The organism is Moorena sp. SIO1G6 (assembly GCF_010672795.1).
Lineage (GTDB): Bacteria > Cyanobacteriota > Cyanobacteriia > Cyanobacteriales > Coleofasciculaceae > Moorena > Moorena producens.
Map to the genome: position 1 here is coordinate 1 of NZ_JAAHFZ010000002.1, position 24,257 is coordinate 24,257.

Sequence of the window (24,257 nt, forward strand, 5' to 3'; positions counted from 1 at the left end):
ATTTTAAACTAACTCCTGTCTATTGACTGTTAAATGCTTACTTATTAACATTATCATCTAGCTTCTCTCCCTGCTCCCTGCTCCCGACTCCCGACTCCCGTCTCCCGACTCCCGACTCCCGTCTCCCGACTCCCGACTCCCGACTCCCGACTCCCGACTCCCGACTCCCGACTCCCGACTCCCTATTCCCTATTCCCTATTCCCTTTGCTATCATGACCCAAATATCCTTAATTATTCCAGTTAGAAATAGGCAACACTATACTCAGAATATTCTGAGTCAAATTTTTCAGCAAATTCCTCAAGCAAATACCGATAATACCTTAGTTATCTCAGTCATCATAGTAGATGATGATTCCACAGATGGCACCCGAGACATGATTAGACGTCAATTTACCAATGTTTACTTAATTGAAGGAGATGGCAATCTTTGGTGGACAGGTGGGATTTGTCTCGGGATGAACTATGCCATAGATAAATTAGACTCCGATTACCTAGTCTGGCTAAATGATGATATTTCTCTGTCAGACAATTTCCTTAACAACCTGATTGATATTTGTCAGTCTCCACTGTACAATAATACAATTGTTGGGGGTATTGTCCGGGATAAAACCTATTCCGATTGGATTGTGTTCAGTGGAATGCATCAAAAACAGCCAATTCGGAGTATGGATTATTTTGCTACAGCAGAAGCTAGGTCAGTCGATACCCTAAATGGTAATATAGCTATCATCCCCAGAGTAGTCGTCGATAAAATTGGGTTTCCAGATGCTGATAGATTCCGGCATTACGGCGGTGACTTTGAGTTTGTTAGTCGTGCTAATAAATCAGGATTTAATGTAATTTTGTCAAGTAAACTCCAAGCCACTACTGATTATAATTTAAATGACTTGATTCGTTATATGCCCCCTTTACTACAATGGTATCTCCAACCGAATACAGCCAAAAGAATCAAAATTTTGAAAGGATTCACTAATTTAAAGTCAAATTATAATATCTGGCATATGGTCAATATAATTTATCAAGACTCACAACATGTCCCTTTCTGGAGGTATGCTATTTTATATGTTAGGCAAGTTATTAAACTGTTAGTCAGCGATTTTTTATTAAAAAATCAAACCGAAACAACTCTCAAAACCTATTTGAAGCAGCAAAATGCTCCAGAAGAAACTATTAAGGTGCTAATGAACCATATAAATAATTCAGGATAATATGGTTTTAATATCTATAATTATACCAGTTTATAATGACGAAAAAACTATCAAACAGACTATTCAATCTGTTTTAAATCAGACATTTGCGGATTTTGAAATAATTGTTATTGATGATGGGTCCCAAGACTCGACATGGCAAATAATTTCTACCATCAAAGATGCTCGCTTAAAAATTTTTTCCTATCCCAATGCTGGCGTCAACCGAGCCCGTAATCGTGGATTATCCCATGCTTCAGGGGACTATATTGCTTTCCTAGATGCCGATGATCTCTGGCATCCGGATAAATTAGAGTTCCAGTTAAACGCTTTACAGGCAAACCCCCAAGCCGCCGTTGCCTATAGTTGGACAGATTATATCGATGAATCAGGTCAGTTTTTGCGGCGAGGTAACCATATCACTCTCAATGGTAATGTTTATCCTCAGCTGTTGCTAACGGATTTTTTGGAAAATGGTTCTAACGTCCTGATTCGTAGGAAAGCATTTGACACAGTTGGTCAATTTGATGAGTCCCTGAGCCAGGCAGAAGATTGGAATATGTGGCTGCGGCTCGCAGCTCATTATCCCTTTGTAGCTGTACCATACCCACACATTTTATATCGAGTCTCGGCTAATTCAGTCTCTTCTGATACTGCCAAGATGGAAGCAGGTTGCTTACAAGTAATTGAACGAGCCTTTGCTGCTGCTCCTGATTCTCTACAATATCTAAAAAAGCACAGCCTAGCTAACCTGTATAAGTACTTAATTTTCAAGGCTCTTGAATCCTTTCCACAACGACCCCAAACCCTAGCCGCACTCCGATTTCTTGGCCATGCCCTCAGACATGATCCAACTTTATTACTGGCAAAGGTGACCTTAAAAGTATTGCTGAAAATTATCCTATTACTTATATTACCTGCTCCTCAGTATACTGCTTTACTGAATCGATTTCCAAGATTGTCGAATACTAGCACTATTCTCGGATACCTACGAACAGAACCTTAGAGCATCTTAGTTTTAGGGAGCTTCGGAGCAGGCAAGTGTGGGGAGATGGGGAGATGGGGAGATGGGGCAGATTTTTATTAAGGGTAATGTAAGCATTCAGCCATCAGCATTCAGCTATCAGCATTCAGCTATCAGCATTCAGCTATCAGCATTCAGCTATCAGCATTCAGCTATCAGCATTCAGCTATCAGCATTCAGCTATCAGCATTCAGCTATCAGCATTCAGCTATCAGCATTCAGCCGAAGGCCAAGGTCTTTGGCTGAATGCTGATGGCTAACCTTCAACACTACTAACCTTAAACCTGCTAACCTTCAACACTACTAACCTTCAACACTACTAACCTTAAACCTGCTAACCTTCAACACTACTAACCTTCAACACTACTAACCTTCAACACTACTAACCTTAAACCTACTAACCTTCAACACTACTAACCTTCAACCTGCTAACCTTCAACACTACTAACCTTCAACCTGCTAACCTTAAACCTGCTAACCTTCAACCTGCTAACCCAAAAAAATAGCCGCAGAAATACTTTCCACGGCTAGGAATTTTCGCTTATGCACTCAATTTTCTTACCAATCCGTTCGCTACGCGAACAGACCGGAGCCTTTGCTCTGGGGGGTTTCCCCCCAGAAATTTAAGGTGTTAACGCCAAATCCAGTATCTCCTCATGATCGTAATAAATTGCCCTGGAATTCCAGTGGGCTGAAGAGGACTCCACTCCGAAAGCTGTGCATAGCCCATGGCATTAAGGATATGCATTGTATGGCTTATTTGCTGGCGAGTTCCCTTCAGAATATACGGAACAAGGAATTCTTTTTCGGAAAACTCCTCAGGAGTAATCTTCGCAGTGATATCCTCTGGATTGTTGTCTGAATTTGGCAGAAAATTGTGATGCATAGTCGAAAAAATCTTTTTAGGTTTATAACTATAATCATAATGATTACAAAATAAATTGTCAAGGGTTTTTATAAATTTTTTTTGAGGGATAATTTAAAGGAAACGAGGGAATTTAGAATTTAGAATTTAGAATTTAGAATTGGGAATTTAGAATTTAGCGTAGGGTGCGTTAGGGGCGGGCTATCCCTAATTTTCCACTTCGTAGCCAGTATTGGGATAGCCCGCCCCGTAACGCACCACCAAGTAGAATTGAGAATTGGGAATTGAGAATTGAGAATTGAGAATTGAGAATAGGGAATAGGGAATCGGGAATCGGTAAAAGGGAATAGGGAATAGGGAATAGGGAACAGGGAATAGGGAAAATATCGGAAGCAATCGCGTTTTTTTTAGGAGTAATATTACCGATAAAATCGGTTAGCTAAAATTGTCATAACAAGTTAGCGATCGCGTAGCGTGACCTTTGGTCAATCGCGTTTTTTTTTCGGAGTAATATTACTGAAAGCTTCAACAACAGTAAATTTGTAAAATCCGAAGTTATCTACTCCCGACTCCCGACTCCCGACTCCCGACTCCCGACTCCCGACTCCCGACTCCCGACTCCCTTTTCTATTAATCTACACCGTTCAATCATATCAACATAGGCGGTCGATAACTCCTGCCAACTAAACCGATCATAGACCGTACGATGACAATTTTCGCGCTTACTCTGATTATACCCTTCCCCCAAGACTTGAGTAATTAAATTAGCTAAACTTCCAGTTAATTCAAAATTAGCGAAATAGCCTTCATTGCCTAAAACAAAGTGAGTAATGTCATAATCATGAGCTAAACAAGGTAAACCATGGGACATCGCCTCGACAATTACTCGTGGTAATCCTTCATGGAGAGAAGCTAAGACGAAAAGATCAGCAACCTGATAGTAATCCGTTACTTGCTCACGAGCAACAGTTCGCACTTGAAACTGATTAAGCCCTAATAGCTCTTGGCCAAGCTGAATAATTTCTGCTGATTCAGCATCCTGTTGACCTAATAATAATAGGAATGGTCTAGGTTTTGGTAAACTCGCTACTTCATGAATGATGTAATCCATGCGTTTATGAGACTTGTTAATTGCTGCCACAGAAAGAATTAACGGTTGCTGTTTCGGTAGTCCTAGTTTTTCTCGTAACCCCTCTCGTTCTACTCGTGACAGTATCTGTAATTTGGCAGGGATAAAGAATCCAGAGGGCAGTAGACTTTGTTGATCAGCAGGCTCTCCATAAGTTAACGCCTGTTTCAAGTGAATTGGGGTTAACTGCTGTACATGATCCCAACGGGAAAAAGGAGGGGATAAGGCTCCTCCATTACGGAAAAGTAGCTTATAATTCTGTTTTGTCAAACGCCGCCAGTGCCACAGTAGATAGCCTAAGCCATCATCACTGAAGTAAATTACCTCTGGACGTTCACGATATATATGTGATAATAAACTTAAGATAAATGACGCTTGTTCAATAAAGTAGCCTTCTTGTCTGACAAAGTAGTCACCTTTTTTTAAAAATTCACTTAATTGCTTAACCAATCTTCCCAGTTGACCTGCCATCCAACTATACCGTGGCAGATTCCATAATGTAATCATTTTTTGATCAGACTTACCTCCTCCTTTAAACAGGGTGATATCAAGAGACGATTCCTGAGATAAAGCGGCAAAGCACTCTTGGGCAAATGATTCATACCCCCGCTGGATATGACCCAGACCAGAACAGATTAGAAAAACTTTAGTCATGGTATGGCGGATTGATTTATTCTCGGTATATAGTTGTATAGGGGAGGGAATAGGGAACAGGGAACAGGGAATAGGGAATAGGGAATAACAAAAAATTAATGTATCTGTTTAGCTGCTAATTATCATAATATACTATTTAAAATTAATTTATTTTGGCAAGTTAATCAAGGGAAGGAAAAATTACTATTGCCTTTCCTTAAAGGAGTATGTTCACAACTAAAATAAAAGGTTCTTCAGTACCTACTATGCTAAATTTATATTTAAGAACCACCAAAAAGCTTACTGTGTAAGGGTTATGAGGCTATTTAACCATAAATTTTTCCAATATAGCTGCCTCTTCCTCCTGCTCCCTGCTCCCTGCTCCCTGCTCCCTTTGGCAAAGTGTTAATTTAGCATAACAATTACGGAAGAGCCAAATAAAAATGCTATATTATCTATTCGTCTATCAAAAATGATTCTTAACCAAAACTTCCAGGTAATTGAGAATGCTGCCCAAATTGATGACCACTTTTGTTTAAAATTAGGACCGCAAGCTAAGGCAAAAGTCTACCGAGTATTGATTAACGATACAGGACAAATCCTACTCGACCCAATTCCAGAAGAAGAACAGTGGTTATGGCAAAATCCCGAAACCCTGGCGCAGGTGAAACGGGGTATCCACCAAGCAGCAGAAGGTCAAGGAAAATATTTAGCTACCCCGGCGAGAAGCCCCGCACCATAATCTTTGATTTGGTGTCGGGATGATAGCCGGGACAGGGTTTATGTAAATTAACAGTTATCATTCACCTGGTTTGTGTTAAGATATTTTCATGGTACTAATCATGAACTACACTTATCGAATTTATCCAGATACAGCTCAACAGGAATTAATGTTAAGTTGGCTAGAAACTTGCCGACGACTTTATAACCGTTGCCTGGGAGACTTAAAGGACTGGATGAATAGTCGGAAGTGTGCAGTTGATCGGTGCTCGCTTAATAGGGAATATATCATGTCGCCTGACATTCCATTCCCCGGATACAGGTCACAGAAGCGACAGTTAACGCAGTGGAAAAAGACTGAATCTGACTTGAAAGAAGTTCACTCTCAAGTCACTCAAGATGTAATTAAGCGATTACATACTTCTTGGGAGTCGTTCAGACAAAGAGGAAGAGGTTTTCCAAGATTTAAAAAGTACGGTCGCTATCAATCGTTTTTGTTTCCTCAGTTTGCGACTAATCCAATTAAGGGCGATCAAATCAAACTACCCAAGATTGGGCTTGTAGATCTGAAATTACATCGAGAAATCCCTGAAGGATTTCAAATCAAGGGTGTACGAGTTGTATCAAGATGTAGAGGAACAAAATGGTTTGTTGTTATCACAATTCAAGCTGATATTTCTGTTCCGGACAACCCTCATTTTGGACGAGCAATCGGAGTAGATGTCGGGTTGATTGATTTCCTAGCTACATCAGATAATTTAACGATTCCTAGACCGAGGTTTTTCATAGACCTACAACGCGAGCTGAAATTGCTGCAACGTAGAGCATCTCGAAAAAAGAAACGGTCTAAGAATTACGAAAAAGCACAAATCAAGGTAGCACGGTTACATCATAAAATTGGTAATACCCGTAAAGATTTTCACCTTAAAGTTGCACATCAACTTTGTGACCAGGCTGATTCAATTGTCTTGATGCAGTCGCTCATGGGGGAAACCCCCAAGACCGCGCTGCATCGCTTTTTGTTGAAGACATTGATTACAGAGTAATGGCAAAGGGCTTTCTGGGTAAGCATTCTCTTGATGCTGGCTTTGGTCAGTTCAGAGAATTATTGAAATGGGTATGTTGGAAACGAGGAAAGTTTTTCGCACAAGTTGACCATAAAGGGACATCAAAGCAATGTCCTGAATGTGGAACCGAGTGGGATAATAACCTTTCAATCCGTTGGCATACCTGTGATGAATGCGGGTATTCCAACCATATAATGTCGCTTCAGCGGAAGTAATGCGTAATCGTGGAATCAATAAGTACCCAAGGACAATTGGGGAAAGGAAACTGTCTGCTGACAGCGTACTGTCGGGGGTTTTGTACCTAGATAAGTGCTACGCAGAAACTCTTAATCGTGAGGTTAAGAAGCCCGCGCCGTAATCAAAGATTCGGCGTCGGGAGTATGTCACGTGATTTCGCTCAATATGCTAACCTGGAGATTGATGACTAGTGGATTTTCAATAATTAAACTATCAGCGATTAGCGCTACTTGAGGTGCGATCGCGTTCACCTATCAGCGATCAGCCTATGGGCTAGGGGCATGCTACACGGAACAGCTAAAGGCGAAAAGCCACACTAAACCGAACAGCTGTTGAATAAAATAGCTGACCGCTGACCGCTGACCGCTGACTGCTGACCGCACCTCAAGTAGCGTGGGCGTAGCGCATAGGCTTACAAATTCATTAGTATTCCCCAAAATACGGAAATCCGAATCCCTATCGGTGGACAACCCTATCTGTCGTATCAAAAATAATCCCTCAAAATCGTTAAAGGGACATTCATCATATTAATGTAGCTATACCAACAATGACTGTACTGGAACAAGGCACAATCACGATTCATACTGAGAATATCTTCCCGATTATCAAGAAGTCTCTCTACACGGATCACGAAATCTTCTTGCGGGAGCTGATCTCCAACTCAGTGGATGCCATCCAGAAGTTGAAGATGGTCTCTTATTCTGGGGAGATTGACGGGGATGTGGGAGACCCGGAAATTAAAATTACCATTGATAAGGATAAAAAAACTCTCTCCATCTCGGATAACGGCATTGGGATGACTGCCGATGAGGTGAAAAAGTATATTAATCAAGTTGCTTTTTCTAGCGCTGAAGAATTTATCCAGCAGTACCAAAAGCAAGCTGACCAACAGATTATCGGTCACTTCGGATTGGGTTTCTACTCTGCTTTCATGGTGGCTCAGAAGGTAGAAATTGATACCCTCTCTTATAAATCAGGGGAAACAGCCGTTCATTGGAGCTGTGATGGTTCTCCAGCCTTTGAACTATCGGATTCAGAGCGGACGGAACGGGGTACTACTGTTACCCTCACCATGCAAGAGGAGGAACAGGAGTACTTAGAACCCTCACGGATTCGCCAGCTAGTGAAATCCTACTGTGATTTCATGGCAGTGCCCATCAAGCTTGAGGAGGAGGTGATCAACAAGCATGAGGCACTGTGGAAGAAATCCTCAAGGGACCTGACCAAAGAAGACTATCTAGAATTCTATCGCTATCTTTACCCCTTCCAAGATGAACCCTTGCTGTGGGTACATCTAAACACAGATTATCCTTTCTTGCTTGATGGCATTCTCTATTTCCCGAAACTGAAGCCAGATGTGGATGTGACTAAGGGGCAAATCAAGCTTTTCTGTAATCAAGTGTTTGTCAGTGACAACTGTGAAGAAGTAATTCCTAACTTCCTAATGCCACTGCGAGGGGTGATTGATAGTCCTGATATTCCCCTGAATGTTTCCCGTTCTGCTCTGACCAAAGACCGGACAGTGGCTCGGATTGGTGACTTTATTGCTAAAAAAGTTGGCGATCGCTTAAAGCAACAGTACCAGGATGAGCGGGATGAGTACATCCGTTCTTGGCAAGATGTGGGTACATTCGTTAAGTTTGGCTGCCTCAATAGCGATAAGTTTAAGAAACAAGTGGAAGATATTGTGATCTTCCGCACCACCTATCAACCGGTGGAAAGTTCGGAAGCTCCAAGCACTGACACCCCTAAGGTAGAAGTGCAATCCCAAGATGGGGATGCTTGGGAGGATGTCACCCCGGATGAGGGCACCGAACAGGGCAAGTCTTCCTCTTCTCAACCCTACACTACTATCAAAGAGTATCTAGAGCGCAATAAAGAAAATCACGAAAATCGGGTATTCTATTGCACTGATGAGGCTAGCCAAGCCACTTATGTAGAACTGCACAAAAATCAAGGGTTAGAAGTCCTATTTATGGACTCCTTTATCGACACCCACTACATTAGCTTCTTGGAACGGGAATATACAGAAGCTAAATTCTCTCGGGTGGATTCGGACTTGGATGATACCCTGGTTGATAAGGAGCAGGAAAAAGAGATTGTTGACCCGAAGACCAACAAAACTCGTTCTGACCTGATTAAGGAACTGTTTGAGCAAGCGATTAATAAGCCTAAGGTTAATATCCGGACTCAAGCCCTCAAGTCTGATGACCCCCAAGGCACCCCACCGGCAATGGTATTGTTACCGGAAGCCATGCGCCGTCTACAGGAAATGACTGCCATGATGCAGCAGGAGTCGGTGCAGTTCCCAGAGGAACATATTTTAGTAGTGAATACTACCCACCCACTGATTCAGAATCTAGTCAACCTCAGTCAAGGCAGTATTATTCAGAGTGGCGGTCAGTCTCCCTCAGCGGAATTGGCTAGCATGATTTGTCAGCATGTCTATGACCTGGCACTGATGGCTCAGAAAGGCTTTGATGCCGAAGGCATGAAGGCGTTTGTGGAACGGTCCAATAAGGTTATGACGCGCTTGACGCAATAGTAAAGGCTCGGTTGAAGGTTGAAGGTTGAAGGTTGAAGGTTGAAGGTTCGAGGTTGAAGGTTCGAGGTTGGAGATGTAGAAGATGTAGGGTGGGCAGTGGCTCAGACCGATTCACCAAGCTCGTCATCGGGTGACTAGGCACTGCCCACCAAAGAAGGTAGAAGATGTAGGGTGGGCAGTGGCTCAGACCGATTCACCAAGCTCGTCATCGGGTGACTAGGCACTGCCCACCTACGATTAATCACTCCCCCTACCTCCCCATCTCCCCGCGCCCCCGCCCCACACTACCCACACCTCCCGACTCCCGACTCCCCACTCCCGACTCCCCACTCCCCGCGCCATCTGCGAGATATGATCAAGAACAGATGTGAATCAAGAGGTACCCCATGTCCCGTAGATGTCAGTTGACTGGTAAAAAGGCCAATAACGGCTATGCTGTTTCTCACTCCCACCGTCGGACTAAGCGCTTACAAAACGTTAACTTACAGGTTAAAAGAGTTTGGTGGGAAGAAGGGAAACGCTGGGTGAAGCTGCGGATTTCCACTAAGGCGATTAAGACCTTGCAGAAGAAGGGCCTGCAAGCTATGGCTAAGGAAGCTGGGATTAATCTGAATCATTATTAAATCAGGGAGCAGGGAGTCGGGAGTCGGGAGTCGGGAGCGGTGGGACCCGTGGCGAATTTAATTCGACGACTGTAAGCGCACCGAGGGAGTCGGGAGTCGGGAACATTTTAAATCGGGAACATTTTAAAACAGATTATGATATAATAACCCGATAATTCATCATATCCCTATCTCCCCATCTCCCCATCTCCCCGCGCCCCCGCCCCACACTACCCACACTACCCACACTACCCACACTTCCTACACTCCCCATCTCCCCAAGTTTTTCTCTGGGGATGATGGTTTTTTGGCTTAATGTGGGTAGGTTAAATCTATGAGTTTTTGGTAAAGGGCAATAGTCTGCCTGTAAGCTATCAGCTATCAGCTATCAGCTATCAGCTATCAGCTATCAGCTATCAGCTATCAGCTATAAGCTATCAGCTATCAGCTATTTGCCTTAGGCCACGCTACTAGATCGGTGCTTTTGAATAAAATAAGCTGACGGCTGACGGCTGACGGCTGAATGCTTACGTATGCATTGAGAGGAGGTAGGTGAGTAGGGTGGGCAAAGTAAGATAACCTAGAATACTCAAAACCTCCAAAGGGTTTTTGCCCACCCTACAAGCTGATGATCAGAAATTCTGGCCACAGTTATCCACCATAAGAGGAGGCAAAGTAAGATAACCTAGAATACTCAAAACCTCCAAAGGGTTTTTGCCCACCCTACAAGCTGATGATCAGAAATTCTGGCCACAGTTATCCACCATAAGAGGAGGTAGGAAAATCCTAGGTTAGGTAAACTGTTAACAAATCGTTGTATTTTTCGTAAATCTCGATAGTATAATGAAATATTTATTATTCTCTATTCGTAGGTAGAGGTAACGCTATGGGGTTGACCGTTGATGGGTAACCCTTGGCTTCGTTGAAGCATATTGAACAATTTGGCTCAGGACTTAGGGATTGCCCCCTAAATCCCCCAATAATGGGGGACTTTAAGTACATTACCCCCCAAAATGGGGGGGTTAGGGGGGCAAAAGCAACTAAACTTCGTAAGTCCTATTAATATCATCTAGGGTGCTTGAACTAGTTCGTCTTTAGGAATCTACTCAGGAAATGTGACAGGAAAATCCCTATGTCAACCAGGAAGTCAACCAGGAAGAAGTTAGCGAATGCGATCGCAAAACTACTCAAACAGGTAGTCAAGCTCTCTCAAGCCATCACCAAACCCTTGATGCGTTGGCTGTTGCGTAGCTTATTTATTTTACACCGTCGCTCCCGGGTGACAACAGCAGGGTTTGTGTTGCCTACCGCGATTATGGTGACCTTGGTGGTAACCTTGCTGGTAACTGCCATTGTGTTGCGCTCCTTTGACCGGGTCAAAAATGCCAGTAATTATCGCGTCAATCAAGCGGTGTTCAATGCTGCTGCTCCAGCCATTGAGCGGGCTCAAGCCAAATTGGAAGCCTTGTTTGAGGACCCCACCCTGCCCCGCTCCACCCCATCAGAGGAAGCCTTGGAAAATGCCTTCAATAGTAGCAAATATAACTTTGGTGATGAAACCCGTTTGCTCCTCAAAGACGAAGACAGTCAAGGCAACGAAAGCACCATAAACACTGCCTGGAGGTTTCCGGTTGATACGGATAACAATGGCCTATTTGATAGCTACACCCTCTACGGAATTTACTTCAAAAGTCCAAATCCATTATTAGACGAAAAAGAACGAACCCCTCTACAAGCGAGAACCCCACCTATGGGGGAGTCGAACAACAACAAGGGATGTGAAGCAGCTGCTAGCACTAGCGCTAGCCTAGTAGATAATTCCGGGTGGTTTAGATCTGGGTCAAAGTTAAAGAAAAGTATATTTGTTTACACCGCAACCGTTCCGATTGTGGCTGGGGATACACTACCAGATAATAACACCTATGAAACTTACAAGGGTGAGGCGGGATTTTCAGCTCTAGAGTATCAGCAAGACCGAGCCAGAATTCCCCTAGCCAACAATGCCATTGTCTACGAGGATGATTTACAAATCACTCCTGGAAGTGGCATCCAGATTAATGGCCGGGTTTTTACTAACGGGAATTTTCTCACCGGTAATGGTAACAATCAGTATTTTCAAGTCAGTAGCCCGGAATCTTGCTACTACACGGAAGAAAACAGCAAGATCGTTGTCGGGGGCAATATGGCCTTTGGTCGTGTAGATCAGGAGGAAGATCAAGACGGAGGAGAAATACATCTGTTCAATGGGGAGGGAGCACCGGCAGTCGTCGAGTTAAACAATAATGATAGATCGGTTAATCAACCACCCAATGAGATTGGCAATAACAGCCAAGCCTTCACCGCACGAATTAATGCTCTGGTCACCGATCAGTTAAACAATGGTGAGGATACTGACCCAGAGGAAGTAAAGGAAAGGTACAAAAAGTTTACAGGTGATGAGCGTGAGAAACAACGGAACAAAGCTCTAGAGACATACTTCAAAGACCGCACCCGTCGTGTTCCTTATGGTGAAGTTGGGCCTGAAGTTGACCTGACTGCAAATCCTCCAAAGGCAACTCCACAAGGCAAGGGTGACGAGCTCCGACCCCAGGATGACTGGATATTTCCCTATGACCCAGGTACTAGCAACAGTAACAATGGCCTGACTCTCAATATCAGGGGAAACACCCTCAGTCCTGCAGCAACGGAACCAAGCAAACAACAGGGAGAAGGTAAGGAACTAAAAATTGGCGATCGCGTTTTGATCGGTCATGGTTTACCGGCTCAATGGTGGGATGACACAGCAGGGGCAGGGGACTTCCAGGGTGCCAGAGCTCCACAAGAAATAGATGGGGATAACGTTAAGTGGAATGACAGCGAGGAGAATCGCTTCCGCACTACCCAAGTCACTCCCTTGTCTGACTTAGGGGATACTGACCGCAATGGTTTCTGGGAAATAGCAGCGGCCAGGCAACCAGTTCAACCTCTAGAAGGGTATGGGGGATTGCGGGTAGTCACCGGTGCTGGGATTTATGTGGATGATGATGAGTCTGATCTGTTGCCGAGAACCAAAGGAATTCCTAACTTCAGGCGCAATAATCCTACTAATCCTGACTTAGAGTCTTATTTGCCACCTCCTGGTTGGGATATTAGGTTTGTGGATCCCGCAAGTCAGAGGATTGATGACAGAATACAGCTAAATGACATAACAACCCAATTGAGAGGATTCCCCATACTTGTCTGGCCAGATACCATGCCCATGCATGGTGGGGTAGGTGGTGATTTAAGTGATAATAATGATTTTCCTCCTCCTGGTAATGACATTACTGATTTTGACCAGAAAAGTGACCTATTGATGAGGGCAAGTGCCGTTTATCACTACACCGAAAACCCAGGAAAGAAACCAGAAGAAGAAAATTTTGACCAATTACCGATTGCCTGTGTCAGTAGCTACTATGACCCCACAGATGAACAATCAGCTGAAAATAATGTTGACTATTATCTTAATCCATTGGGGGAGGTAGGACGAAATGAAAATGGCAGGTCTAACAATGGCATCGTTTACACCTTTCCTGGTAGAACTTTTGATAGACCAACACTAGAACGACAAGCCCGATTAGTATTTCCCAATGGGCGTCTTGCCAATGAACCCTTGAAAATAGCCTTAGACAAAGCAGACAATGACCGCACCTTAGCTGATAATTCAGCCATTGATACCGCAATTTGCGCCCTACAAATCTTAGAAAACCCTACAGCTAATCAAAGTGAGGCAGCGATCCCTAATGGGGCAATCTACGAACAGTCCTTTTTGAATGCCAGACAAATCCAGGAAATTGAGGATCCTAACACTGCCGAGCTCTATGACCTAGCCATAGAAGACCGTCAGCCTCTGGAAATCCGGGCGACGGTGTTGGATCTCAATCTGCTCAGAACAAGAGAAACTGGGACATCACCCAACGGTCCGAGCCCAGAATTTCTGCTACCGGATAGTGGGATTATCTACGCCACCCGTGATGATGCGTTACCAGACCTCAGTAATAATGACCCTAATGCTAGCGATGAGGAAAATCTAAGCTTAAGTAGCGTAGACTTTGAGCTTGACCCCACCCGCCGTCCCAATGGAATTATTTTACGCAATGGCACAGTGCTAGCCCGGGGAGGCCAAGGTAACTCATTTGAATTGACCACTCCTGCAGGAGCAGAGAAAGGGTTAATTTTAGCTACCAATGTGCCAGTGTATATCCAAGCAGCGGAAAACGAGATTGGAAATGGGACAACATCTGGCTTTAATTTGCACCAAACCCCTGGGGGAGCTTTGGTGGAAGAGTTTACGGATACACTGGAAAATCAGAAATGGGATGATAATGCAGGTGGCAATTTCTACGGTCGTGACACTCTCGACAGAAACTTTGCTTGTCGCCAAGATGATGATAGATTGCCCGATTGTCAACAGGGGGATTTGTGGCGACCAGCAGTAGTGATTGCTGATAGCGTTACCCTACTGTCTAAGGATTTTAACTTTGGTTACCGCTCCGATGGGGACTATGACCTGAGGGGAATACCAATGGGTATTGACTGGGACAATAATGGTAACTTAATAGACACTGTAAATGAGGCAGAGCCGGGTATTGCTGCTGACCTGAATGGCGATGGTGATGCAACTGACATGGTTCTAGAGTCTCAAATTGTCAAGGGTTATAACTTGAACGGGAATAATACCTTATTCGAGACTGTCAGTGTGAATGGGCAAGCCATTAAGGAGGAAGACATTAACGTTGACCTGAATAGTGATGGTGATAAAATCGACCCTGAAACTTTTGAGTTTGACATAACTGTTGCGGCAAAACTAAAACTTAATGGCATATTTGACAATAATTTTGTCACTAGTGCCAACTGGTGGGATGTAAACGAGGACGGTAATATTGATAATCGAGATAATTTGAGGAACAACCCTCGACCTAGTCTTGAATTAAATCCGAACGGTAGAACTGTAAACAGTTCCTACCTAAGTAATTTTGTGACTCCGATTCAGCGACGGGTGCTATTTCCAGAGTATGTGATGGAAATCTGTCGCAGAGTGCCGGTTTCAGCCTGTAATCCCGGTGATTGGGTGGTTGGCATTGATGATGGTAATCGTCAATTTGATCCAGGAGAAGATGAACCGGCTAGTGACCCTAGGATTTTGACAACTAATGTCAATCTACTTTTGTCCGGCACAACCGCAAGACCTGCCATAGATCCAGCAGATCGACGCTATCCCCGTCGCATTGCTTTCCAACGGGATCCTGCTAATAACTTGGATCTAACTAATGGCGGTCTTCCAACTCTTCTGGGAATCGACGGAACGGATGGAATAGTAGATAATTCAAGGACGGTCGCAGAATACCCATACACTACTTTCAGTAGCACCAACAGACCTCGATTACAAGCACATGCTCTGTGGTACAGAACAGCTAGAAATCCAAATAACCCTACCAATACCGCTCCAAGCTTCGGTACTGACAAACCACTGTTTTACCAAAAGCCATTACAGCAAACAGCTCCAAGCGTAGGAACAACAGAGCAACCGATGTTGGTACCAGTCCTACAAGTTCACTCCCTGACTGCTCAACCCCGAGGAAGAGAGAACAGATTCCCGATAGAAAAAGGGGAATGTGTGGAAATGGAAGATGGCTGGACACAGCGAGCCAATGAAGACGGAGCAACCTTCAATGTAGTGATTGCTTCGGGTGATAGTCCCCCAAGGCCAGAGGAATATAACGGTAGTTTAGAGAACTTCGTACGCTTCCTAGAAAACTGGCGGCAAGCTGGCGGAACCTGCAGAAACAATCAGGGTATCCCGGTGCGGATCAGCGGCTCCCTAATCCAGTTCAAGCGTGCCGCCTATGATACAGCTCCATTCGTCCATGCCAATCAGGACGCTGGTGCACAATCAGTCCCCACTCGATTTGGATACGACATAGATGGTGGAGATCGAGGCGCTGCGACTTCCATGCCCTATGCCACTGCTAGTGGTGAACTGCCCTATTACATGGCACCCACACGTCGATATGGTTTCGATGTCGCTCTGCTGACTCAGTTACCAGACCTGTTCTCCTCCAGGTTTACCACTCCCTCAGCGGGAGACCCCGATGAGTTTTTCCGGGAAGTTTCCCGAGATGACAGCTGGGTGGAAACCTTACTGTGTGCTAAGGAGGAGGACGATGGAGCTGATGCGGTTAACCAGCGCTATTGCCGGAAATAAAAGGTTTTCAGGTTTTCAAGTTGAAGGTTGAAGGTTGTTTGGTTGAAAGTTGAACTATGAATAATCAAGCACTATTGTGATTAATTTGAGGGTGGTGGGCAGTGCCTACCACCCTGATTTGCCAGGAAATGAATTGGTCTGATGCACTGCCCACCCTACATCTATATCTGGTTCCGGTTCCCCCCTTATTAAGGGGGGTTAGGGGGGATCTGTTACTCCCTGGTTGGTGGGCAGTGCCAACCCAAGCTTATGGCAAGCATATGAATCTAACTCCAGCACTGCCCACCCTACATCTACATCTGGTTCCCCCCTTATTAAGGGGGGTGAGGGGGGATCTCTCACTTCCTGGTTGGTGGGCAGTGCCAACCCCAGCCTACGGCAAGCAGATCAATCTAACTCCAGCACTGCCCACCCTACATCTACATCTGGTTCCCCCCTTGTTAAGGGGGGTGAGGGGGGATCTCTCACTCCCTGGTTGGTGGGCAGTGCCAACCCCAGCTTATGGCAAGCAGATCAATCTAACTCCAGCACTGCCCACCCTACATCTACATCTGGTTCCCCCCTTATTAAGGGGGGTTAGGGGGGATCTGTTACTCCCTGGTTGGTGGGCAGTGCCAACCCCAGCTTATGGCAAGCAGATCAATCTCACTCCAGCACTGCCCACCCTACATCTACATCTGGTTCCCCCCTTGTTAAGGGGGGTGAGGGGGGATCTCTCACTTCCTGGTTGGTGGGCAGTGCCAACCCCAGCTTATGGCAAGCAGATCAATCTCACTCCAGCACTGCCCACCCTACATCTACATCTGGTTCCCCCCTTATTAAGGGGGGTGAGGGGGGATCTCTCACTCCCTGGTTGGTGGGCAGTGCCAACCCCAGCTTATGGCAAGCAGATCAATCTCACTCCAGCACTGCCCACCCTACATCTACATCTGGTTCCCCCCTTATTAAGGGGGGTGAGGGGGGATCTCTCACTCCCTGGTTGGTGGGCAGTGCCAACCCCAGCTTATGGCAAGCAGATCAATCTCACTCCAGCACTGCCCACCCTACATCTACATCTGGTTCCCCCCTTGTTAAGGGGGGTGAGGGGGGATCTGTTACTCCCTGGTTGGTGGGCAGTGCCAACCCCAGCCTACGGCAAGCATATGAATCTCACTCCAGCACTGCCCACCCTACATCTACATCTGGTTCCCCCCTTGTTAAGGGGGGTGAGGGGGGATCTCTCACTTCCTGGTTGGTGGGCAGTGCCAACCCCAGCCTACGGCAAGCAGATCAATCTCACTCCAGCACTGCCCACCCTACATCTACATCTGGTTCCCCCCTTGTTAAGGGGGGTGAGGGGGGATCTCTCACTCCCTGGTTGGTGGGCAGTGCCAACCCCAGCCTACGGCAAGCATATGAATCTCACTCCAGCACTGCCCACCCTACATCTACATCTGGTTCCCCCCTTGTTAAGGGGGGTGAGGGGGGATCTCTCACTTCCTGGTTGGTGGGCAGTGCCAACCCCAGCCTACGGCAAGCAGATCAATCTCACTCCAGCACTGCCCACCCTACATCTACATCTGGTTCCCCCCTTGTTAAGGGGGGTGAGGGGGGATCTCTCACTCCCTGGTTGGTGGGCAGTGCCAACCCCAGCCTACGGCAAGCAGATCAATCTCACTCCAGCACTGCCCACCCTACATCTCTCCCGACTCCCTTAATAATTAATAGTTAAATCATGATCAATCCCCAGAAGCAACAACCCCTTTCCCAATCATCAGATGCCGGTTTCACCATCATGGAATCTTTGATGGCAATGATGATAATTACAATTCTGATGCTTGGCATCTCACCCATGATTGTCTTAGGAGTGGCCAATCGAGTCCAGTCGCGACGAGTAGAAATAGGAGTGCAAGCGGCTAGGGCCTACATCGATGGTGTGCGGAGTGAAGCGATTGCTCGTCCGGAAGAGGAGGTAATCATGGACGCAAAAGATATCTTAACAGAAAGAAAGAAATTGGCTGAGGTTGGCGCTCCTGAACCACAGTTGAATTGTCAAACAAATAATAAAAATTATCCCTATTGCAACAAGAACAAGAGTCTCTACTGCGTAGACCTTGATGAAGAGGCGGGCTGTAGCAAGAACAGTTCAAGAGACTTAATCATCCAGGCATTTCGGAGTATCCCGGCAGACGAAAAGGCCATAAATCCTGAGAAAACCTACTTTCTGGGGGTGCGGGTTTACCGAGCGGATGCCTTTAAGGATACAGGTGAATTGACAAGAAAAAAGGATGAGGAGAAGAAGGAGAAGGGTAAGGTGTATAAGGCGAAAGCCGGGGGACCTGGATTAAGCGATCGCAAAGCACCCCTAGTGGAAATGACTACAGAAATTACCACAGGTATACCGAGTTATAGCCGTTTTTGCGATCGCCTAGGTTGTAAATAATCTTGTAACTAATACGGTCACTATGATGAGTTTGACCTGGTGGTGTGTTACGGGACGGACTGTCCCAACACTTGCTACCAGGCGGAAAATCCCCTAACACACCCTACGCAAATATTACTGATATAAATCACAAGCAAAAACCCCAACCATGATTAACTCACTCAGAACCTTACTCATCCATCAACTTAAAAACAATAAGCCTAAGCTCAACCATGGGGGCTTCACCTTAATTGAACTCCTGGTAGCCATGATTGTGGCGGTGCTAATCATCGCACCACTATTGAGATTTATGATTACTATCGTCGATACCGACCGTAAAGAGCAAGCCAAAACTACTTCAGAACAAGAAATCCAAGCGGCTATGGACTACATCGCCAGAGACTTGGAGCAAGCAGTCTATATCTACGATAACTCTGGAGTAGAAAGAGACCATAAGGAAAAAGATGCTAATAATTCTGGAATCAAAAACCAAATCCCACCATTTGCTAAAACAACGGGTTGTGATGATGCAAATACCTGTACACCTGTGCTGGTATTCTGGAAGCGGAAGTATTTTGATAGAACAGACGAGGTCAAGGTCCAGGGCAAAGATAGAAACATTGAGGAGTTAACCAATGGAAATGATACCTTTGTCTATGCTTTGGTTGCCTATTACTTAATTGATGATGAAAATCAGACTTGGTCAAATATTGCTAGAATTGGTCGGTTTGAAATTCACGATAAAGTTGTCAGTGAAAATGACAATATAGGTGATTCCGAGCCTAGCCCAGGCTTTAAAGACTTTAATCTCAACGAGCCAGGAAGCAAGCTGAAGCAAAAATTAAATCAGTGGACAAAAGAGGGTAATTACGATACTCCAGTTCAAATTTTGGTAGATTACATTGACAACAAGCAAACAACGCAAATAACACCAGATTGTCCAAGTGTCTTTCCCAAATCAGATGACAAGGATGATTTGCAAGTTCCAAAGGAGATAAAAGCTGGGTTCTATGCCTGTGTGGATGCAGACAAAAAAATAGCCCAATTATCTTTGAGAGGAAATGCTTTAGCTCGGCTCAAGACTAATCCAAAAGACTATGAATACAAACCAGCACGGTCTAGCTATTTCCCGACCGTAACCATGCAAATTGAAGGACGGGGTTTCCTTAATATTAAATAATAGAGCAGTTTTAATTGGGTGAGGTACGTTTTTTTGAGGGAGTCGGGAGTCGGGAGTAGGGAGTAGGTAAAAGGTAAGATAAAAAAATATTGTGTCTCTGATAGTTATGAAAAAGGTTGTATCATAAATAGTATAGCATTTGTTTAATGTAGCTATCTTGTTTTATTAATTATATGTTGGTTGAAATTTTACAGAAAAATGGAAGATAATAAAACACTAAACCAGAAACTAAATAATGATGCTGGATTCACGTTGATCGAATTAATAATAGTCATCTTACTAGTAGGAATTTTATCCTCAATTGCTGCTCCCAGCTGGCTGGCGTTTGTGAATCGACAACGAGTGGGTAAAGTCAATGAGAGAGTATTAAGTGTTATCCAAGAAGCCCAGCGACAAGCTAAAAATAAGAAACTCAGCTATAGCGTTAGTTTTAGGATGAACGGCAATGATCCACAAGCTGCTGTTCATCAGGCTAAGGATAATCAGGGCAATGCTCAAACACCTGAGACCTTTCAATGGCAGAGTTTAGTTGGTGATTTAGGGGTCAAACCAGACCAAGTTTGGGTGGGGACAAACCTAATTGATGACAACAAATCTGGCGGAACATTATCGAGTTTAAGTGACGATAAAACCATTACCTTTGATAACCAGGGCGTTCTAGAGGATCCAGACATTGGAAATGGCTTAGCTATCGTAGTAGCTGTTCCTGATTCTAAGGATAAAGATAACCCTATTGAAGCTACCAAGCGATGTGTAATAGTAAAAACTATCTTGGGTGCCCTAGAAACTGACAGAAAAGAGGGATGTCCTTAGTCAACATAGTGCTGAGTTTTGCCTAGATGGTCAAGAATTAACTATACCAGTATTAGCTGGTACAGAAATTACTGAAGTTTTGTTGGGTTTACCCTGGCTAGAGGAAAGACCCTTAGTGGTAGACAAAAAAGCTGGTTTGTTGAGTCTGGGAGACTAGCTTATAGACCCGGTGGTGCGTTACGGGGCGGGCTGTGCAAAGGCTGACGACGAGGCGGAAAATGAGTGCCAGCCCGTCTGATCACGCACCCTACGCAACTACTCCCTACTCCCTAATCCCTTCCCAATAACAATAAAGCTAAACTAAAGACAACCGAAAAAGTTCTGAAATCGCTATTTCAGGTCTTTTTTTTTCAGAACATTCTCCCTGTTAGTCGTTCAAAAAATTAAATTAAATCGAACTATATCAAGCAACAATTGTAAGTATTCAGCCGTCAGCCGTGGCCTTTGGCCACGCTACTTGAGGTGCCGTCAGCCGTCAGCCTTAAGCTGATAGCTGATACGCGACACGCTGATAGCTAATAGCTGATAGCTTAGGCACAATTAAACCAAAGGTCAAACTTAAAATCAGGGTGATAGTCCATGCAATTCAATAGCCAACAGGGCGATCAATCCCGAGCTGATGCGATCGCTGGATTCACTCTACTGGAAACTATTCTGATAGTGTTAGTAGTTGGACTATTGGCTGCGATCGCAACCCCCAGCTGGCTTACCTTTATCAATCATCTGCAGCTCAACATAGCCCAAGACGAAATCTACCGAGCCATGCGGATTGCCCAAAGCAACGCCAAACGAGACAAAGCGACCTGGCAAACTAGCTTTCGAGAACAAGATGGTATTGTCCAGTGGTCAATTCACCGAGCGATGGGAAAAACATGCATCTTAGATCAAGTCCATTGGCATAGCCTAAGCCCTACCATTGCCATCTACAAAGACAAAAATAAGAAAGGTAAATCCGAAACTACCCTAGCCAAACCAAAGGGAGACTGTTCAAATACTGGACCATGGCGAGTCCAGTTTAACCACAAAGGAAACACCAACGGACAACTGGGACAAATCACCCTAATCACCAAGAATAATAATAACAATATCACCACCCAACGTTGCGTTTACGTATCCACCCTAATCGGAGCCCTGCGCAAGGGTAGATATCATCCTAAACCGAATAACAGTAAGAAATATTGTTATTGAGGGCAGCAGGGAATTGGGAATTGAGAATTGAGAATTTAGAATTTAGAATCGGGAATCGGGAGTAGCCATACAGGAAAGTTTTGAAAAGTTGTTGATCTGGCTCCCCATCTCCCCATCTCCCCACACTTCCAGAAGTTCCCCACTACTGCAACTCTGCTTGAGTCTTCTGATCATCAAGCTTTAAAATTAACACTCCCAGGGGTGGCAAACACAAATCTAGGGAATAGTAATGATTGTGGAAGAACCATTCATCTGTCCACTTACCCCCTAGATTCCCCATATTACTACCACCGTATTGGCGAGCATCACTATTGAGCAATTCCTTGTAGAATCCCATCTCTGGCACTCCTACTCGATAATGACTATGGGGCTGAGGGGTAAAATTGCACACTGTGACAATAAACTCCTCAGAATCGTAAGCATAGCGAATGAATGACACCACACTATGGCGATTGTCACTACAATCAATCCATTCAAACCCGTCCTGGTCAAAATCCTGAGTATAAAGCGCTGGTTCCCTACGATACAAATAATTCAGGTCAGTAATAAACTGCTTCAAATTTTTATGGGGTTGATATTGCAACAAATCCCACTCCAAATCTCCCCAGACATTCCACTCACTCCACTGACCGAACTCCATACTCATAAATAGAGTTTTCTTACCTGGGTGAGCAAACATATAAGCATACAGACAGCGGAGATTAGCAAACTTGAGCCACTCATCCCCGGGAATTTTCCCGAGCATATTACTCTTGCCATGAACCACCTCATCATGAGATAGGGCAAGCATATAATTCTCAGCATGGTTGTACCACATGCTGAAGGTAACATTATTCTGGTGGAACTGGCGAAACCAGGGATCCATGCTAAAATAATCTAGTGTATCATGCATCCAGCCCATATTCCACTTCAGATTAAATCCCAAACCTCCTAAATAATTTGGCCAAGACACCATCGGCCAATCCGTTGACTCTTCGGCAATGGAGAGAACACCAGGATAATAACCAAAAATTACGTGATGAGTTTGCCTGAGGAAATCCACCGCTTCAAGATTTTCCCGACCCCCATACTGGTTTGGTATCCATTGTCTATCCCCACGTAAATAGTCTAGATAGAGCATAGATGCTACGGCATCCACCCGCATCCCATCAATGTGGTACTTATCAAACCAGAACAAAGCGTTAGCTACCAGAAAATTCCGCACTTCGTTACGGCCATAGTTGAAGACTAAGGTTCCCCACTCCTGATGTTCACCCTGACGGGGATCCGCGTATTCATAGAGATGAGTACCATCAAAGAAAGCCAAACCATGAGCATCTTTGGGGAAATGACCGGGGACCCAATCCAAAATTACCCCAATCCCATTTTGGTGGCACTGGTCGATCAAAAACATCAAGTCTTGTGGGCTACCATAGCGCGAGGTACAAGCATAGTAACCGGTAAGCTGATAGCCCCAAGACCCATCAAAGGGATGCTCCGCCAAAGGCAAGATTTCGATATGGGTGAAGCCCAATTCTTTGATATAAGGAATTAATTTTTGGGCTAGTTCTCGGTAAGTCAGGAAACGGGCTCCTGGTTTGAGGTCTGAAACGGTTACCACCGTTAGGGTTTCACCATTTGCTCCCTGAGGAAGTTCAGCTGAGGACCCATGAAGCCAAGAGCCCAGATGTATCTCATAGACAGAAATCGGTTGCCTCAAGGGGTCAGTGTGACGCCGATGCTCCATCCAGTCATGATCATGCCACTCATAGCCATCCAAGTCGGTAACAATAGAAGCAGTTTTCGGTCTGACCTCTTGTTGGAAACCATAGGGGTCAGATTTTTGATAGATATGACCTTCGGAATTTTTAATCTCGTACTTGTAGGCTGCTCCTACTCCCAGTTCAGGAATAAATAGTTCCCAGATACCGGTGGCTCCTTTGCGCATCTGATGTTGACGCCCATCCCAATCATTAAAATCTCCGATGACTGAAACATTACGAGCATTAGGTGCCCAAACGGCAAAATAGACTCCCTCAACTCGATCAATTTCTGTAGGATGAGCCCCCAGTTTCTCGTAGATGCGGTGATGATTCCCTTCGGCAAATAAGTGCAAATCAAACTCGGTTAGTTTGGCAGAACGGAAGCCATAGGGGTCATAGCTAACCCATTCGCGTCCGCCTTTTTGAATCCGCAGTTGGTAATTAGCCAGCCGAGGTATTTCAATTTCCACCTCAAAGAAGTGAGGATGGTGTACCGATTGCATGGGGTAAGACTTCCTTTCCGTTGGCAGAAGTACCCATGCTGCTTCTGCATTTGGTAGATAAGCCCGCACTACCCAACAAACCTTACCATCCTGCTCAAATTTATGGGAACCAAGCACCTCAAAGGGGTTATGATGTTGGTTTCCTACGATCCGGTCAATTTGTTCGGGAGTAATTCTTGAAGACATTAAGGGTATAC

Annotated in this window: 20 protein-coding genes; 13 read left to right on the forward strand and 7 right to left on the reverse strand. The window is 44.8% G+C overall.

Annotated features, from left to right (window positions below; genetic code table 11):
* The first annotated feature begins 213 nt into the window (after nt 1-213).
* Both F6K63_RS02885 and F6K63_RS02890 read left to right on the forward strand, forming a co-directional pair.
* The gene (locus F6K63_RS02885) at nt 214-1,209 is read left to right on the forward strand and encodes a glycosyltransferase family 2 protein (RefSeq protein WP_287310728.1); all 996 of its coding nucleotides are present in this window, start codon (nt 214-216) and stop codon (nt 1,207-1,209) included.
* Nucleotide 1,210: 1 nt separating this feature from the next.
* Nucleotides 1,211-2,194: a glycosyltransferase gene (locus tag F6K63_RS02890; protein WP_071106865.1), complete on the forward strand. Its 984-nt coding sequence runs from the start codon at nt 1,211-1,213 to the stop codon at nt 2,192-2,194.
* Between the two features lie 649 nt (nt 2,195-2,843).
* On the opposite strand, the gene F6K63_RS02895 is transcribed toward F6K63_RS02890, so the two are convergent.
* The 3 genes from F6K63_RS02895 to F6K63_RS02905 all read right to left on the reverse strand — a co-directional run bounded on the left by F6K63_RS02895 (nt 2,844) and on the right by F6K63_RS02905 (nt 4,860).
* Complete coding sequence (locus tag F6K63_RS02895; protein ID WP_287310731.1) at nt 2,844-3,098, reverse strand: hypothetical protein; 255 nt, start codon at nt 3,096-3,098, stop codon at nt 2,844-2,846.
* A 186-nt stretch (nt 3,099-3,284) separates the two neighbouring features.
* The gene (locus F6K63_RS02900; protein ID WP_287266585.1) at nt 3,285-3,473 is read right to left on the reverse strand and encodes a hypothetical protein; all 189 of its coding nucleotides are present in this window, start codon (nt 3,471-3,473) and stop codon (nt 3,285-3,287) included.
* A gap of 163 nt (nt 3,474-3,636) precedes the next feature.
* Entirely contained in the window at nt 3,637-4,860 is a 1,224-nt protein-coding gene (locus F6K63_RS02905; protein ID WP_287266583.1) for a glycosyltransferase family 4 protein, read from the reverse strand.
* Between the two features lie 451 nt (nt 4,861-5,311).
* Here F6K63_RS02905 and F6K63_RS02910 point away from each other — a divergent pair, with 451 nt between their 5' ends.
* The 3 genes from F6K63_RS02910 to F6K63_RS02920 all read left to right on the forward strand — a co-directional run bounded on the left by F6K63_RS02910 (nt 5,312) and on the right by F6K63_RS02920 (nt 6,841).
* On the forward strand, nt 5,312-5,581 hold the full coding sequence (locus tag F6K63_RS02910) for a hypothetical protein (RefSeq protein WP_071106862.1): 270 nt from the start codon (nt 5,312-5,314) through the stop codon (nt 5,579-5,581).
* 100 nt (nt 5,582-5,681) lie between these two features.
* Nucleotides 5,682-6,605, forward strand: a complete 924-nt coding sequence (locus tag F6K63_RS02915; protein WP_287310732.1) for an RNA-guided endonuclease InsQ/TnpB family protein — start codon at nt 5,682-5,684, stop codon at nt 6,603-6,605.
* The gene (locus tag F6K63_RS02920; RefSeq protein ID WP_287266582.1) at nt 6,605-6,841 is read left to right on the forward strand and encodes a zinc ribbon domain-containing protein; all 237 of its coding nucleotides are present in this window, start codon (nt 6,605-6,607) and stop codon (nt 6,839-6,841) included. The genes F6K63_RS02915 and F6K63_RS02920 overlap by 1 nt, the downstream gene beginning before the upstream one ends.
* Before the next feature lie 306 nt (nt 6,842-7,147).
* Here the strand turns inward: F6K63_RS02920 and F6K63_RS02925 are convergent, their stop codons facing one another.
* On the reverse strand, nt 7,148-7,351 hold the full coding sequence (locus F6K63_RS02925) for a hypothetical protein (protein ID WP_137985774.1): 204 nt from the start codon (nt 7,349-7,351) through the stop codon (nt 7,148-7,150).
* 59 nt (nt 7,352-7,410) lie between these two features.
* Here F6K63_RS02925 and htpG point away from each other — a divergent pair, with 59 nt between their 5' ends.
* The gene (htpG, locus tag F6K63_RS02930) at nt 7,411-9,408 is read left to right on the forward strand and encodes a molecular chaperone HtpG (protein WP_071106861.1); all 1,998 of its coding nucleotides are present in this window, start codon (nt 7,411-7,413) and stop codon (nt 9,406-9,408) included.
* Here htpG and F6K63_RS02935 read toward each other — a convergent pair.
* On the reverse strand, nt 9,386-9,550 hold the full coding sequence (locus F6K63_RS02935; RefSeq protein ID WP_158026773.1) for a hypothetical protein: 165 nt from the start codon (nt 9,548-9,550) through the stop codon (nt 9,386-9,388). The genes htpG and F6K63_RS02935 overlap by 23 nt on opposite strands.
* A 244-nt stretch (nt 9,551-9,794) precedes the next feature.
* Here F6K63_RS02935 and rpmB point away from each other — a divergent pair, with 244 nt between their 5' ends.
* The 7 genes from rpmB to F6K63_RS02970 all read left to right on the forward strand — a co-directional run bounded on the left by rpmB (nt 9,795) and on the right by F6K63_RS02970 (nt 21,815).
* Nucleotides 9,795-10,031, forward strand: a complete 237-nt coding sequence (gene rpmB, locus F6K63_RS02940; RefSeq protein WP_008183615.1) for a 50S ribosomal protein L28 — start codon at nt 9,795-9,797, stop codon at nt 10,029-10,031.
* Between the two features lie 1,111 nt (nt 10,032-11,142).
* The gene (gene hpsA, locus F6K63_RS02945; protein ID WP_287310734.1) at nt 11,143-16,233 is read left to right on the forward strand and encodes a hormogonium polysaccharide biosynthesis protein HpsA; all 5,091 of its coding nucleotides are present in this window, start codon (nt 11,143-11,145) and stop codon (nt 16,231-16,233) included.
* A gap of 101 nt (nt 16,234-16,334) precedes the next feature.
* Nucleotides 16,335-17,930, forward strand: a complete 1,596-nt coding sequence (locus tag F6K63_RS02950; protein WP_287310736.1) for a hypothetical protein — start codon at nt 16,335-16,337, stop codon at nt 17,928-17,930.
* A gap of 17 nt (nt 17,931-17,947) precedes the next feature.
* Nucleotides 17,948-18,655, forward strand: coding sequence for a hormogonium polysaccharide secretion pseudopilin HpsB (hpsB, locus tag F6K63_RS02955; RefSeq protein ID WP_287310738.1), 708 nt, complete (start codon nt 17,948-17,950; stop codon nt 18,653-18,655).
* Nucleotides 18,656-18,803: 148 nt separating this feature from the next.
* Complete coding sequence (gene hpsC / locus F6K63_RS02960) at nt 18,804-19,814, forward strand: hormogonium polysaccharide secretion pseudopilin HpsC (RefSeq protein ID WP_287310740.1); 1,011 nt, start codon at nt 18,804-18,806, stop codon at nt 19,812-19,814.
* A 198-nt stretch (nt 19,815-20,012) separates the two neighbouring features.
* Nucleotides 20,013-20,627, forward strand: coding sequence for a prepilin-type N-terminal cleavage/methylation domain-containing protein (locus tag F6K63_RS02965; protein ID WP_287310742.1), 615 nt, complete (start codon nt 20,013-20,015; stop codon nt 20,625-20,627).
* Between the two features lie 579 nt (nt 20,628-21,206).
* Nucleotides 21,207-21,815, forward strand: coding sequence for a pilus assembly FimT family protein (locus F6K63_RS02970; protein ID WP_008183228.1), 609 nt, complete (start codon nt 21,207-21,209; stop codon nt 21,813-21,815).
* 42 nt (nt 21,816-21,857) lie between these two features.
* On the opposite strand, the gene F6K63_RS02975 is transcribed toward F6K63_RS02970, so the two are convergent.
* Together F6K63_RS02975 and glgB are read right to left on the reverse strand one after the other, a co-directional pair.
* The gene (locus tag F6K63_RS02975) at nt 21,858-21,989 is read right to left on the reverse strand and encodes a hypothetical protein (RefSeq protein WP_267873726.1); all 132 of its coding nucleotides are present in this window, start codon (nt 21,987-21,989) and stop codon (nt 21,858-21,860) included.
* Complete coding sequence (gene glgB, locus F6K63_RS02980; protein ID WP_287310744.1) at nt 21,958-24,246, reverse strand: 1,4-alpha-glucan branching enzyme; 2,289 nt, start codon at nt 24,244-24,246, stop codon at nt 21,958-21,960. The genes F6K63_RS02975 and glgB overlap by 32 nt, the downstream gene beginning before the upstream one ends.
* Between the last annotated feature and the right edge of the window lie 11 nt (nt 24,247-24,257).

Coding starts and splice junctions, on each gene's coding strand:
- F6K63_RS02910 (WP_071106862.1), top strand. CDS start 5,312: ATGATTCTTAACCAAAACTTCCAGGTAATTGAGAATGCTGCCCAAATT.
- F6K63_RS02915 (WP_287310732.1), top strand. CDS start 5,682: ATGAACTACACTTATCGAATTTATCCAGATACAGCTCAACAGGAATTA.
- F6K63_RS02895 (WP_287310731.1), bottom strand. CDS start 3,098: ATGCATCACAATTTTCTGCCAAATTCAGACAACAATCCAGAGGATATC.
- F6K63_RS02965 (WP_287310742.1), top strand. CDS start 20,013: ATGGAAGATAATAAAACACTAAACCAGAAACTAAATAATGATGCTGGA.
- hpsB (WP_287310738.1), top strand. CDS start 17,948: ATGATCAATCCCCAGAAGCAACAACCCCTTTCCCAATCATCAGATGCC.
- F6K63_RS02970 (WP_008183228.1), top strand. CDS start 21,207: ATGCAATTCAATAGCCAACAGGGCGATCAATCCCGAGCTGATGCGATC.
- hpsC (WP_287310740.1), top strand. CDS start 18,804: ATGATTAACTCACTCAGAACCTTACTCATCCATCAACTTAAAAACAAT.
- rpmB (WP_008183615.1), top strand. CDS start 9,795: ATGTCCCGTAGATGTCAGTTGACTGGTAAAAAGGCCAATAACGGCTAT.
- F6K63_RS02920 (WP_287266582.1), top strand. CDS start 6,605: ATGGCAAAGGGCTTTCTGGGTAAGCATTCTCTTGATGCTGGCTTTGGT.
- F6K63_RS02890 (WP_071106865.1), top strand. CDS start 1,211: ATGGTTTTAATATCTATAATTATACCAGTTTATAATGACGAAAAAACT.
- F6K63_RS02885 (WP_287310728.1), top strand. CDS start 214: ATGACCCAAATATCCTTAATTATTCCAGTTAGAAATAGGCAACACTAT.
- hpsA (WP_287310734.1), top strand. CDS start 11,143: ATGTCAACCAGGAAGTCAACCAGGAAGAAGTTAGCGAATGCGATCGCA.
- F6K63_RS02975 (WP_267873726.1), bottom strand. CDS start 21,989: ATGATCAGAAGACTCAAGCAGAGTTGCAGTAGTGGGGAACTTCTGGAA.
- F6K63_RS02905 (WP_287266583.1), bottom strand. CDS start 4,860: ATGACTAAAGTTTTTCTAATCTGTTCTGGTCTGGGTCATATCCAGCGG.
- htpG (WP_071106861.1), top strand. CDS start 7,411: ATGACTGTACTGGAACAAGGCACAATCACGATTCATACTGAGAATATC.
- glgB (WP_287310744.1), bottom strand. CDS start 24,246: ATGTCTTCAAGAATTACTCCCGAACAAATTGACCGGATCGTAGGAAAC.